We start from the raw sequence: 12,960 nt of genomic DNA, 5'->3' as shown, positions 1-12,960 counted from the left end.
TGAACAAGCGCTGATAGCTCTCTTTTTTATGGATTGGTGAGCGCCGCGCCTTGCTGCGCGAGGCACGCCGATATAGTGAGCGCCTATGGCCAAAGACAAAACCATCTACACCTGCAACGCCTGTGGCGGCAGCACGCCGCGTTGGCTGGGTAAATGCCCGAATTGCGGCGCCTGGAACAGCCTGATCGAAAGCGTGCCCGAGGCCGCATCGGGCGGCAAAAACCGCCTGAGCGCCCCGCAAGGCTACGCAGGTCTGGCCAATGCCCAACCCGTCACGCCCTTGTCTGCGATTGAGGCGCAAGACGTGGCACGCACCCCCAGCGGCATCGAGGAGCTAGACCGCGTGCTGGGCGGTGGTGTGGTTGAAGGCGGGGTGGTGCTGATTGGCGGCGATCCGGGCATTGGCAAATCCACCTTGCTGCTGCAGGCCATGGACGCGCTGCAGCGCGCGGGCCTGCCGACGCTGTATGTGACCGGTGAGGAAAGCGGCGCCCAGGTGGCGCTGCGCTCGCGCCGTCTGGGTATTGATGGCAGCCAGGTCAATTTGCTGGCCGAAATTCAGCTGGAAAAAATACTGGCTACGGTGGAGGCCAAGCAGCCGGCCGTGGTGGTCATCGACTCTATCCAGACCACGTACTCCGACCAACTCACCAGCGCCCCCGGTTCGGTCGCGCAGGTGCGCGAATGCGCCGCGCACCTCACGCGCATGGCCAAGAGCACGGGCGTGACGGTGATCTTGGTGGGCCACGTCACCAAGGAAGGCGCCCTGGCCGGGCCGCGCGTGCTGGAACACATGGTGGACACGGTGCTGTACTTTGAAGGCGACACCCACAGCCCCCACCGCTTGGTGCGCGCTATCAAAAACCGCTTTGGCGCGGTGAACGAGATTGGCGTGTTCGCCATGACCGAAAAAGGTCTCAAAGGCGTGAGCAACCCCAGCGCTATCTTCTTGAGCCAGCACACCGAGCCCGTGCCCGGCAGCTGTGTGATGGTGACGCTGGAAGGTACACGCCCACTGCTGGTGGAAATTCAGGCGCTGGTGGACAGCGCTGGCCCCGCGCCGCGCCGCCTGTCGGTAGGCCTGGACAAAGACCGCCTCGCCATGCTGCTGGCCGTGCTCAATCGCCATGCGGGCGTGGCCTGCGCAGATCAGGACGTGTTTGTGAACGCCGTGGGCGGAGTGCGCATCAACGAACCGGCGGCCGACTTGGCGGTGATGCTGTCCATCACCTCCAGCTCGCGGGGCAAGCCCTTACCCAAAGGCTTTTTTGCCTTTGGTGAAGTGGGTTTGGCGGGCGAAGTGCGGCCGGCCCCACGAGGGCAAGATCGGTTGAAAGAAGCCGCCAAACTGGGCTTTACCGTGGCCGTGGTGCCCAAAGCCAATGCGCCCAAAAAAGCGATTGCGGGGCTGACCATCCATGCCGTGGAGCGCGTGGACGAGGCCATGCAAGTCGTGCGCGGACTGGATTAGTCCATAAGGACATACGCACTGCCCGCAAAACGGAGCAGGTCACTCCATAAGACAATAAGCCCATGAATATGCGCAATTTTGTGATTCCTCTGGGCTTGGCGGTGTTGATTTATGTGGCCTACGATTCGCTGGGCTGGCAGGGTGTGGCCGCCGTGGGCGGCGGCATTTTGATGTGGTTGCTGCTGCACTTCACCCGTTTGATGACGGTGATGCGCCGCGCTGCAGAGCGCCCCATCGGGTATGTGGGCAGTGCCGTGATGCTCAATGCCAAACTCAAGCCCAAAGTGAATCTGATGCACGTGGTGGCCATGACACGCTCTTTGGGCGTGCGCATTTCCCAGGAGGGGCAAGAGCCCGAGGTATACCGCTGGACAGACGGTACGGATTCGCACGTGACGTGCGAATTTGTCCATGGCCGTTTGGCGAAATGGACGCTGGAGCGCCCTACGAAACCGGAACCCATCAGCTCTGACAGTGGCCCAAGCCCTGCGTGAGCCATTAAAATCTGCAGCTTGATCGGCTGGCGCTGGAAGCTGGCCCCAGATTTTCATTTATGCAGCTTGCATGTACAGGCTGCTTCCACCTGCGAGAGAGACACCCACCATGCCTACCACTGCCGTCGTCGAACTGGCTGCCAAAGACCTGAACCAGCAAGGCGGTGTTTACTGCCCCAGCCCTAAGGCAGATATGCAGCTTTGGAACAACCACCCCAAGGTGTATATCGATGTGGGCCACCACGGTGAAGGTAAGTGCCCGTACTGCGGCACGGTTTATAAGCTCAAGGCGGGAGAAGTGTTTGCGGGGGGACACTAATCACTGAAAGGCTTTGGTACAGAGACTGTGAGGTTTGGCGGGTTCATGGAGGGCTTGTATCTCCATGAAGTGCTGGCGCTCACCACCGCACAGTTTTACGATCGGGCTGATGGCGTTTGGACATGGTGCTAAACACAGTTGTGGGTAGAGCAAATACCATTTCCAGTGGAGTCGGTGATGGTAGAAGTAGGCGCTTCCTCAGCTTTGAATAGTGCCAAATGTTCCTGAAGCAGCAGATCGCGCAGAACTTTTTGTGCGGTGATGTGAATTAAGAGGTAATGCGGATCTCGAATACCTTGCTTTAATGCTGGCCAGTCAGGACGCATTTGCAAGTCAAGCAGGTAAGCCTCAGTGCCTTGCTCAATCAAGGTATGGTAAAAATTTTTTTGCCAAGCGTTCATAAAAGCCGATTGCGCAGTTGCCCCGAAAGCCCAGCTTTGAATGACAGGAAACTGCATGTCCTGTGTGAATTTCTCCAGATAACGCCCCCCCTAAGGGAGCATTACAGCCGGTGCTGGCAGACATCCAGCTTAAGGATTGTGTCAGCAAGGTACTGGCATCAAGTCACTAACAATCCTTGATTGGCAACTAAAAATAAGCGCAACCAGTCCGACTGCTTGGTCGGGTGCAGTTGTGCAAATTGCGGTGGCAATTGCGCAGCGGGCACATAGCTATCTAGATTGCCGGGATGTACCAGCAAGACTTCATAGTCTGGGCATCGATGGCGCCAATTCTGGATGCACTGCACACAAAGTTGTCAGGCTGAGCGTGGTTCCAAATAAGTCCAAATACGTTGAGGAATGCGTACTTGCTGCTCAGCAAAAGGCTGAGTGTGTCCTATGCTCTTAGCCGGAGGCGGTAAGAAGGAGGCTCCTTGCCGCAGGGCCACTGGTTGTACGAATTTGAGAGCGTATTGAAACAGGGGAACAGGTATCGGCAGCATATGTCCGGAGCCGTTGGTATTGCTAAGTGATAGGCGACCAGCCTGGTTGTCAGCACAAAAGGATGGAAATGTCTTTTGCTCAAAATTTAGGCCGTCCAGTGCGCATCATGCACTTTGTTACTGGCGGTTTTTCTGGGGCTACACAAGTTGCCGTGGATTTGGCGTTGGCTGCACAGCAAGATGGCGCATATGTGCTCTTGGTGCTGCGTAAAAAGCGCAATACCACGTCGCAGAAGGTGCAGGCGCTTCGCGCTCAAGGCTTGGATGTGCGTGTGGTATCCAATTGGCTGCATGCATGGACGGTGTGGGAGTTGCGCAGACTCATGCGTGCATGGCAGCCCGATGTTGTTTTTGCACACGGCTTTAGCGACCATATCTGGGGCCGAAGAGCTGCAGTGGCGGAGCATGTGCCGCATATTTTCCATGTGGAGCACAACTCCCGGGAGCGCTATACGGTGCGCCGTCTCAGGCAAGCATTGGCATTGACACCTTGGACACAGGCAAGCATAGGGGTGTCAGAAGGCGTCAAGCGCAGCCTGATCGATCGAGGTTTCCCCGAGGATCGTTGTATCGCCATACCCAATGGTATTGATTTAGCGCGCTTCCCTGAGAGCGAGCAGCCGACCGCTTGGGGGCAACGAATGGCCAAGATCGTGATGGCTTCGCGTTTTGCCAAGCAAAAAGACCAACCAACTTTGATCCACGCGTTGGCTGTGCTGAAAGCCAGAGGCATAACGCCTGTGCTGGAGCTGGCAGGTGGTGGAAGCCTCCGTTTGCGCAAAAAATCAGAGCAACTTGTGCAACGGTTGGGGTTGCAAGCCCAGGTGCGCTTTTTGGGCAATGTCAGCGATTTGCCGCTGCGCCTGGCACAAACACAGATTTTTGTGTTGGCCACCCATTGGGAGGGCATGCCTTTGGCCTTGGTGGAAGGAATGGCTGCAGGCTGTGCATGCGTTGGGTCACGCGTTGTGGGGGTGCAAGAAGTGATGGAGGACGGTGTTAACGGCATGTTGGTGCCAGAAAGTGACGCCCAAGCTTTGGCAAATGCACTAGAAAAATTGCTGACAAATCCAGCGCTGGCTGAAAAACTTGGTCTGCAAGCGCGCCATGACGCTTTTGCCATGTATGGCAGAGAGCATATGTGGGCAGGTTATCAACGTTTGCTAAAGACAGAGGCCGTGTGAAAGCTTACCTGAGCCTGAAACTCAGAGGGCTTTAAACTATGCCTCGGCCAAGAAAAGCGCTGTCAGAGCGTTCTGAGAGGCTGTTTTTTTGATGGGCAGTGGTTTATGTGTTTTCGCGTTGCCTCGTCCCAAGAGATCAAAGCAAATCTTTGACATGAGGGGGAGTGGCCCATGTGTTTCCCCAAGTCAGCTGCAGCTTCATTTTCAATTTGCGCAGTCGCTGGGACAGCGTCATACGGCCTTCTTTTTGTGCCCAGATACTGCTTGTAAAGCTGGTGTCATCGAGAGCAATTACCGAGGGATAAATGCCGAAAATACGCAGGTCATTCTCAAACCAAAAGCGCATATCCACATCGACAGGACGTCCAAAAGGGATGCGTGTGCGCAGTATTTTTTCAGCGCCAGCACGGCTGATGGCATAGCCCGCTGCAAAGCTAGGGACGCGGCGGTACGTGATCCATTCATGGCCTTCTATGCCTGACGGTTGCCGACTTGCAATTTTTTCGTTTTCTCTTCCATAGAGTTTGATCAGATCCCAGCTGTCTGTAGGGAGTTTTTGAATCGCTTCTAATGCAGCTGGCAATGAGGGCAGCAATTGCACATCATCTTCAAAGACAATCAAAGATGGTGCATCACTGTCTAGCAGCCTTTGGCAGGCTGCTAGGTGGCTGCAGTAGCAACCTTTTTCGCCATTGCCCAGCGGCTTGAAGTACTGAGCCTGGGTTAAATCACTTCTATGATGATGCGCTTGCTCTTCGGGGCTGAGATCGGGCCACCAAGTTGCAGAAAGTCTCTGTGCATTAAGACCAAGATTTAAAAAATTGCTTTCCATCCGCTGGTGACGCTCAGCATCTTTATCGAGATTGATATATAGGATTGGAAGGCTAGGCATAGTTCCAAGGGTGGGAAAAAGAAAACGCGTATGAATACTTTTGACAAGATTGTGGGCAGAGGCCTGGATGCCTGTGCCTTTTTACTCTTCGGATTGTCGCTGGCAATTCCTTCAGGCTACTCGTATGGAAGCGTTGGGCTGCTGCTGTTTGCAATTTTGGGCTGCAAAGTGCTGTGGCAGCAAAAAATCAAGTACCCCACATTGGCACTGGTGGGACTATTGCTATGGATGGGCTTGTTGTGGTGGCTGTCATTTGATGGCTGGTGGATGTGGACCAAAACTGACAACGGAATGAAATATGCCTTGGCTGCACTGACTCTGGCTGTCGTAGCTGTATGGGGGGTGTCAAGACAGGCTATTCAAGGGGGCTTGGCTTTTGGTGCACTGGCGGCGTTGGGAGTGGCGTTCTATCAATTCAAAGTTGTGGGTTGGTGGAATCCAGCGTTGGGATACACCAACTCCATTCAGTTTGGTGGTATTGCCGTTTTCATGGGCTTAGCCTGCTGGTGTTTTGCGCTATTTGGCAAGCAGCACAGCTTCATGCAAGCGTTGATGTGGCTAGCTGGTGCATGTGGTGTTTCGGCAGCACTACTGGCTGGAACCCGTGGCGCATGGGTGGTTGTGCCGTTGCTCTTGCTTGTCATGTTGTATCTCGCATTGCGCAATGGGTTGGGGCGCTGGGCCCTGGGTGCTGGCTTTGTGGCTGTGCTGCTTGGCGGTGGCGCGGTGCTGCTCAATAGTGAGAATTTTGAACATCGCATTGCGTTGGCAGTTGCAGAAGTTCAGCAATACATGCACTCGCCGCAGCAAGCAGCTGAGACCTCTGTGGGGCACCGCCTAGAGCATTGGCGCGTTGTTATCCGAATGATTGCAGAAAAACCTTGGAAAGGTTGGGGTACCGAAGGCGTGATGGAGGGTAAAAAAGACTTGGTGGCCCAAGGATTAGCCCATCCTTCGGTAGTAGAGCTGGGCCATGCGCACAATGAAATTTTAGACATGTGGTCTAAAAGGGGGATGTTGGGACTGCTCAGCTTACTTGTTTTTTACATGCTTCCACTGTGCCTGTTTTGGCCAACGAAAAAACGCCTGATGCAAGTTCATGATGCCTTCAGAGCGGATGCACTAAGTTTGCGCACGGCAGCATCTTTGCTACCGCTTGCATACTTCGGCTATGGCTGGACGCAGGTATTCTTCGCGCACAACAGCGGTAATATGTTCTATCTTTTCGGGCTAGTGGTGTTTTGGGCAGGCATCCAGCAGATAGAGCGCAAGAGCGACAAGTCCTAAAAAGCAAAAAGCCAAGTTCATGCACTTGGCTTCTTTGGTTTACAACCTCATCTCATATTCCAGCGTCACTGGCGCATGGTCTGAAAACTTCTCGCCTTTGTAGATGGATTCAGAACGGGCTAGCGCAGCGATGGCGGGTGTGGCCAAGTGATAGTCCAAGCGCCACCCTACGTTGTTGGCATACGCTTGTCCGCGGTTGCTCCACCACGTGTAGCAGGCGTCGGTGGTGTCGGGTTGCAAGCAACGATAGACGTCCTTGATGCCGCCGGTGTCGGTTTCGGCCAGCAGCATGTCCATCCATGCGCGCTCCTCAGGGGTAAAGCCGCTGTTTTTTTGGTTACCGCGCCAGTTTTTCAAATCTTCTTTGCGGTGAGCGATATTGATATCACCGCATAGCACAAATTCACGCTCAGCTTTCAGCTGCATTAAGTGCGTGTGCATCTTGGCCAAAAAGCGAAATTTCGCACTTTGACGTTCTTCGCCGGATGAGCCACTGGGAAAGTAGCTGCTGATGATGGAGAACTTGCGGGTCGGTGTATCAAAACGCGCTTCTACATAGCGGCCTTCCGCATCGAATTCTTCCGGGTCAAAGCCCACGATGACATCGCTGGGCTCATGGCGGCTGTAAATGCCTACACCGGAGTAGCCCTTCTTTTGCGCAAAATGGAAAACGCCGGGCATGCCCGCCAAGGTGTCAAACTTTCCTGCAATATCCGCAGCTTGCGCCTTGACCTCTTGCACACAAATACAATCCGGGCCGGTCGCCGCAATCCATTCCTCCACACCTTTGGATGCGGCAGAGCGGATGCCGTTGAGGTTGAGGCTGGTCAATTTAAAAAGGGAAGAATCCATGTCTATCAGTGGCGCGCAACAAAAACAGAACGATTTATTGGCGCAAGAGTTTGTGCAGTTTGCCGTAGACGCAGGGGTGCTGCGCTTCGGTGAATTCAAGACCAAGGCAGGGCGCATGAGCCCGTACTTCTTTAACGCTGGCTTGTTCGACGACGGTGCCAAGATGGCCCGGTTGGCCGAATTCTATGCAAAAGCTATTGTGGCCAGCGGTATGGAGTTTGATATGGTCTTCGGGCCCGCCTACAAAGGCATCCCGTTGGCGGCGACGGTCGCTGTGGAACTGGCGCGCATGGGCAAGAACGTTCCGTTTGCGTACAACCGCAAAGAGGCGAAAGACCATGGAGAAGGCGGCACCTTGGTGGGCGCACCCATCAAAGGGCGAGTGCTCATTATTGACGATGTGATGAGTGCAGGCACCGCTGCGCGTGAATCGATTGCGTTGATTCAAGCTGCGGGGGCTACGCCACATGCTGTGGCTATTGCACTAGACCGCCAAGAGAAAGCCACAGAGAATGGCAAAGATGTAGACCACAGCGCCGTGCAATACGTGCGCAATCAACTGGGTTTGCAGGTGTGTGCAATTTCCACGTTGTCCGACCTGCTGGCCTATTTGGGGTCACGGGGGGGCGATGGCGAAGCGGCACAGCACCATGAACGGGTGTTGGCCTACCGCCAGCGCTATGGAGTGAACGATTAAATAAAGATCACCGTATGCGGTTGGCATTCCATGTAGGGTTTGTTGTCCTGGGCAGCATTGCATTAACCGCATCGGTGATGGCGCAGCCATCGGGCAAGAGTGGCATTTACAGCTGTATCGATGCCTCCGGCCATCGCATTACGGCCGATCGTCCCATTCCCCAATGTGCGGATCGGGAGCAGCGTGTACTGAGTCCATCAGGGGTAGAGCGTGGCCGCCTGGGGCCAGCTCTTACTGAGGCGGAAATGGCACAGCGTTTAGAGCAGCGGCGTAATGAGCAGTTGCAACTACAGCGCCTGCAAGAGCAGCGGCGGCGCGATGCGGTGTTGCTCGCGCGTTACCCCGAGCGATCCTTGCACGATGCGGCCCGCCGTGATGCGGTATTGCAGATGGACGAGATGCAAGCTTTGGCCCGTAAACGTCTGCAAGAGCTGGACAAAGAGAGGCAACAGTTGGATCAAGAGTTGCAGTTCTATCAACAAGACCCCAGCAAGACGCCGGCGCGCTTGAAGAGCGCATTGCAGGATGTGGAGAAAGCCCAGCAAGAGCAGCGTGCATTGCTCGCTGCGCAGGCGGATGAGGTGCAGCGCATTCACAAGCGTTTTGATGCGGATCTGCAGCGGCTGTTACCTCTGTGGAAGTCGCAGCAACCCAGCGTTTCAGCGGCAGATTCGTCGTCTTGAAGTCTTAAAGATCGGGGCTAGAAAAAAAGCACGCTGATGAAGCGTGCTTTTTTGCTTTCAGGCTTGGCGGTGCGCTCAGAGCGCTTGCCACACGGTATCGCCTCCTGCGCTGGAGGGCTGGGCCGCAATCCCCAGCAACGCGGCGTGACGGTGCAGCAAGCTGTCAAATTGCAGCGCATCCTGATCGGTGATGGAGCTTTCGCCCTGATGGTAATCGGCGGCGATCTGAGAGGTCGTAAAACTCATCGCTCCGAACTTTTGCACGGCATTGCGCAGCTTGTCCAAATTGATCGGCATAGGTGTTGTCATGGCAGAACTCCTCAAAAGACGTAGACAAAGCGCTAGTCATGAATGTGGCATGGCTTGTGTAACGGCACAAGAGGTGTTGTGCACCTGTGCGGCGACGTACAGGGGGCAAGGGTTATGGTCTGGTTCTTGCACAGTGATCCAGCACGTACGCGTGAGCGCTTCCAAAATCTAGCTGCTATTAATGGGGCTCAGTCCAGAGTTTCTCTCTTCCCAAAGAGGTGTTGCGCTGATTGGCGGTAGACATGGTGTTGATATGTGCCATAGCGATCTTGATGCCACGCGCAAAGCGTACGACGCGCTCCGGGTTGTGGGCATAGATGTGGAGTAAAGGCCAAACCCTGTGGGATGGGCTACCGCCAGCGCATGTGCTGCATCACGTGTTTCGATGATCGGCAGCACAGGCCAAGGGCTTCTTTCCGGTCGCTAGATCCATGGATTGGTATCTGCATCTGTCAAGGCAGGATACATATTGCCTTGCGCTTCATCGCCCGCCCCCCAACGCGCGGCAAACAGTCGACGGGTACTGCAGGGCCATTACATGCAGACTAAATTGTGGCCTCGTACATGGTGCCTGAACAGCAGTCTCTGCCTGCATGCGGGTGCAAATGCTTCATGGCTCATACAGAGCCAGTTCCGCACGCCTTGCGTGTCATGTGTGCTTGAAGACCGCCCATCCGCAGTTTTTTGTGTGAGGTGGACGAATCAGGTGTTCAATTGTTAAAACCTGTTTGATGGGTGCAACTTGCGTGATTGTCTGTCGCACATATCGGCCTGTTTGTCATACCCTTGTGTAACAAAAATTTGAAATACAAGTTGTTGTATGCCTGACCCCTTGCGCTCTGGAATTTCTGCATGAAATTGCTACCAACCACTTTGGAATTGCTGAGCATGCCTTTGTTTGGCGGGGTGCTGGCGGCTGGCCTCCTGGTGGTCTGGTTGCAGCGACGTGCGTACCGCTATCTGCTCTGGCAGGCCCTGGGTATGCTGCTGCTCGCTTTGGCTTACGCGTTGGCACACCAAGCACCAGCGCCGTGGTCTTTGCAGGTGATTGTGGTGTGGATGCTGTGGGGCGCGGCATGGGCCCTCGCGCAGGCCATGCTGGCCCACTACGGGCAGTCGGTGAATGTCTACGTCGTCTTGATCAGTGCTGGCTGCGTGCTGGCGGCCACTTGGATGGGTGTTTCTAGCGTGTTGCCCGCACCCATACGCGGGGTGGCAGGCAGCATGGCCATGGGATTGGTGTTGGCCTATGCCTTGCCCTTGGCATGGCGCGGGGCCGTGCGCCATCAGCTGGATCAATGGTTGCGGTGCCTCTACAGTGGCTTCACCGCTTGGGTGCTACTGGGCCCGCTGCTGCTGTCACCCTCCGTTTTCACAGATGCAGCGCTCCTGCTCGCCGCCCTGTGCAGCGTCACCATGGCATGGTGTGCCTGGCAAGATGGCGCGTCCAAACCCCGGAACTCGGGCTACCGTGATGTAGTGACCAACTTGCTCAACCGTTCAGGCCTGGATGTGGTCTGCGGTGCATTGCCTGCAGCCAGCCGGATTACGGTGGTGGTTCTGTGTGAGCTCAAAGGCAAAAACCACCCGCGCTATGCAATGGGGGCGTGTTCTGCGCTCGCACTGCAATGCTTTGCACAGTTGCTGCTGCGCTCTGTGCGAGAGGGCGATTTCGTCGCCCGTATCGGGTCGCAGGAATTCGCCTTGGCCCTGCGCGATCTGGATATGACACAGGCGCAGGCCTTGGTACAACGTATCCAAGCAGGGCTGCCCCGCTTTGCATCGCTGGATAACTGTCGCGCCAGCTTTGGGCTGGCGCAGGTGCATGAAATGGACTCCCTCGATACGGCGCTGCACCGTGCCGATGTGGCGCTGTACCAGTCCAAAGAAGAAGCCGGGCACAGCGAGCCGCTGCCTAGCGTTGTATAGATTGGCACGCTCCCCCTTTTTCTTACATCCCGCATGACGAGTCCGCGCTCAGCGATGCTACGCAGCGTTCGCCTGCTGCCCCCGTGAATGGCCCCATCGCACAGTGAGGGGCACTGGAAGCAGAAAATCGTTGCAACACTTAGTTACCACTTGATGTGTGTCAATCTTTTCTGATGCCATATCGCTACGCTGCAGCCTGCTTCTTGGGGCCCCTGTCAGACAGGCAGGTAGAAGGCGCAGATCCATGCTGCCACGTGTTGTGATGACACCTGCCCGGGCGCACAGCCAGATAAAAAAATAGTGGCCCACAGGGGCCGTACAGGAGACTTTTCAATGCACATCGGCCAACGTTTTTGGCGGCGCCAAGGCCTGGGCGCCAAGCTGGCGATCACCAATTTTGTCTGGGTGGCTTCTATTTTTGGGGTGTTGGTGCTGGCGATCGCGTGGGGTGTGAGCCAATCCCTGCAAACCAAAATGCATGGTGAGATGCAGCAAGGCGTTCAAATGCTGCTGCGCTTCATTGAGTCGAGCGACAAAGATCTGCGCCAGCGCACCCAGTTCCTGGCGGATAGCTTGGCCCACCACCTGCAGGGCACATTCAGCCTGGAGCAAGCAGGTGCCGAGCCACTGCTGAGCCTCAACGGAGAGCCGCTCAATCGCGATGCCACGCGCCTGCCCGCGTTTACGCGCAGCACCGGGGCGGTGGCCACCATTTTTGCCGCCCAAAGCAACGCAGACTTTGTGCGCATTGCCACCACCTTGAAAAATGACAAGGGCGAAGCGGCGGTGGGCACCGTGCTGGAGCGCAGCCACCCCGCGTATGCTGCCGTGCAGGCAGGCAGAGCTATATGGGCCTAGCCCAGCTATTTGGGCGCCAGTACATGACGCATTACCGCCCGCTGAAAGATGCTGCAGGCAAAACAGTGGGCATTGCCTTTGTGGGGCAGGACTTTTCGGAGCTGCTCAACCACCTCAAAGCGTCGGTGCGGGCGCTGAAAGTGGGCGACACCGGCTACTACTACGTGCTGCGGGCGGAAGATGGCCCCCAGCGTGGCGAACTGGTGGTGCACCCTGCGCAAGAAGGCAGCAACATCAGTGATTCCAAAGACAGCAACGGCACCTTGTTTATCCGTGACATGCTGGAGCGAAAGCAAGGCGCCATCACCTACCCGTGGATGAATCCCGGCGAAACCAAGGCGCCATCACCTACCCGTGGATGAATCCCGGCGAAACCAAGGCGCGCGAAAAGCTGGCCGTGTTTGGCCACTACGCCCCCTGGAACTGGGTGGTGTCTTCCAGCGCGTATACCGATGAATTCATTGCCGAGACCCGTAGCCTCATCATCAAGTTTGCGGTGATGGGCTTGATGGCGGTGCTGGTGCTGGCAGCGGTCTGGTTCTGGCTGATTCGCCGCATGATCGTGCGCCCCCTGAATGAAGCCAGCCGCATGGCGGACGCCATAGCCGAAGGCGACCTCACCGTGCGCATCCCCAGCACACGCAGCGATGAAATCGGGCACCTGCTCGATGCCATGAACAACACCAACACCGGGCTGACGCGCGTGGTGCGTGCCGTGAATGAACAGGCGCACAGCGTGGCCATGGCCAGTGCGGAAATTGCCCAGTCCAATATGGATCTGGCCACCCGCACCGAAAGCGAAGCCAGCGCGCTGGAGGAAACGGCCGCCGCCATGGAAGAGCTGGGCTCTACGGTGGCCCACAACGCCGAGCATGCGCAATCGGCCGACAAGCTCACCCGTGAAGCGCAGCGCGTGGTCACCGAAGGTGGGGAAGCCGTGCGCAAAGTGGTGCAAACCATGCAGGGCATCGACACCAGCAGCAAAAAGATTGCCGACATCATCGGTGTGATTGATGGCATTGCCTTCCAGACCAACATCCTG

13 protein-coding genes and 1 pseudogene are annotated in these 12,960 nt (G+C 56.3%); 10 read left to right on the top strand and 4 right to left on the bottom strand.

Translation table 11 applies throughout. The features are described 5' to 3' along the window. Nucleotides 1-85: 85 nt before the first annotated feature. The 3 genes from radA (at nt 86) to B3R00_RS00630 (ending at nt 2,284) form a co-directional block, all read left to right on the top strand. Nucleotides 86-1,471 carry a DNA repair protein RadA gene (gene radA / locus B3R00_RS00640; RefSeq protein ID WP_286996805.1) on the top strand — a complete coding sequence of 462 codons (1,386 nt, stop codon included), beginning with the start codon at nt 86-88 and terminating at the stop codon, nt 1,469-1,471. Between the two features lie 62 nt (nt 1,472-1,533). Then, a complete protein-coding gene (locus B3R00_RS00635) occupies nt 1,534-1,965 on the top strand; it encodes a glycerate kinase (protein ID WP_286996803.1) in 432 nt (143 codons plus the stop codon). A gap of 109 nt (nt 1,966-2,074) precedes the next feature. Then, on the top strand, nt 2,075-2,284 hold the full coding sequence (locus tag B3R00_RS00630) for a zinc-finger domain-containing protein (protein ID WP_286996802.1): 210 nt from the start codon (nt 2,075-2,077) through the stop codon (nt 2,282-2,284). Nucleotides 2,285-2,412: 128 nt separating this feature from the next. Here B3R00_RS00630 and B3R00_RS00625 read toward each other — a convergent pair whose 3' ends face one another. After that, entirely contained in the window at nt 2,413-2,742 is a 330-nt protein-coding gene (locus tag B3R00_RS00625; protein ID WP_286996800.1) for a hypothetical protein, read from the bottom strand. 553 nt (nt 2,743-3,295) lie between these two features. Here B3R00_RS00625 and B3R00_RS00620 point away from each other — a divergent pair. Further along, complete coding sequence (locus B3R00_RS00620; RefSeq protein ID WP_286996799.1) at nt 3,296-4,411, top strand: glycosyltransferase; 1,116 nt, start codon at nt 3,296-3,298, stop codon at nt 4,409-4,411. 136 nt (nt 4,412-4,547) lie between these two features. Here B3R00_RS00620 and B3R00_RS00615 read toward each other — a convergent pair whose 3' ends face one another. Next, on the bottom strand, nt 4,548-5,303 hold the full coding sequence (locus B3R00_RS00615; RefSeq protein ID WP_286996798.1) for a glycosyltransferase family 25 protein: 756 nt from the start codon (nt 5,301-5,303) through the stop codon (nt 4,548-4,550). Between the two features lie 30 nt (nt 5,304-5,333). Between B3R00_RS00615 and B3R00_RS00610 the strand changes: the two genes are divergently transcribed. Then, nucleotides 5,334-6,590, top strand: a complete 1,257-nt coding sequence (locus B3R00_RS00610; protein WP_286996796.1) for an O-antigen ligase family protein — start codon at nt 5,334-5,336, stop codon at nt 6,588-6,590. Between the two features lie 39 nt (nt 6,591-6,629). On the opposite strand, the gene B3R00_RS00605 is transcribed toward B3R00_RS00610, so the two are convergent. Continuing rightward, complete coding sequence (locus B3R00_RS00605; protein WP_286996795.1) at nt 6,630-7,442, bottom strand: exodeoxyribonuclease III; 813 nt, start codon at nt 7,440-7,442, stop codon at nt 6,630-6,632. Here B3R00_RS00605 and pyrE point away from each other — a divergent pair. Together pyrE and B3R00_RS00595 are read left to right on the top strand one after the other, a co-directional pair. After that, the gene (gene pyrE, locus B3R00_RS00600; RefSeq protein ID WP_284213548.1) at nt 7,441-8,139 is read left to right on the top strand and encodes an orotate phosphoribosyltransferase; all 699 of its coding nucleotides are present in this window, start codon (nt 7,441-7,443) and stop codon (nt 8,137-8,139) included. The genes B3R00_RS00605 and pyrE overlap by 2 nt on opposite strands. Before the next feature lie 14 nt (nt 8,140-8,153). After that, nucleotides 8,154-8,822, top strand: coding sequence for a DUF4124 domain-containing protein (locus B3R00_RS00595; protein ID WP_286996794.1), 669 nt, complete (start codon nt 8,154-8,156; stop codon nt 8,820-8,822). Nucleotides 8,823-8,897: 75 nt separating this feature from the next. On the opposite strand, the gene B3R00_RS00590 is transcribed toward B3R00_RS00595, so the two are convergent. Continuing rightward, on the bottom strand, nt 8,898-9,131 hold the full coding sequence (locus tag B3R00_RS00590) for a hypothetical protein (protein ID WP_174862167.1): 234 nt from the start codon (nt 9,129-9,131) through the stop codon (nt 8,898-8,900). An 852-nt stretch (nt 9,132-9,983) separates the two neighbouring features. Between B3R00_RS00590 and B3R00_RS00585 the strand changes: the two genes are divergently transcribed. From B3R00_RS00585 to B3R00_RS00570, 3 genes and pseudogenes are all read left to right on the top strand, one after another. Beyond that, nucleotides 9,984-11,060 carry a GGDEF domain-containing protein gene (locus B3R00_RS00585; RefSeq protein ID WP_286996793.1) on the top strand — a complete coding sequence of 359 codons (1,077 nt, stop codon included), beginning with the start codon at nt 9,984-9,986 and terminating at the stop codon, nt 11,058-11,060. A 333-nt stretch (nt 11,061-11,393) separates the two neighbouring features. After that, a pseudogene (locus B3R00_RS16330) lies at nt 11,394-12,280 on the top strand (Cache 3/Cache 2 fusion domain-containing protein). Further along, a partial coding sequence (locus B3R00_RS00570) for a methyl-accepting chemotaxis protein (RefSeq protein WP_286996790.1) occupies nt 12,232-12,960 on the top strand: 729 nt, incomplete at its 3' end. The pseudogene B3R00_RS16330 and the gene B3R00_RS00570, both read left to right, overlap by 49 nt.

The sequence above is a fragment of the Comamonas sp. UBA7840 genome (genome assembly GCF_002501455.1).
Taxonomy (GTDB): domain Bacteria; phylum Pseudomonadota; class Gammaproteobacteria; order Burkholderiales; family Burkholderiaceae_C; genus Comamonas; species Comamonas jiangduensis.
This window is presented reverse-complemented; position numbering and strand designations above follow the sequence as displayed.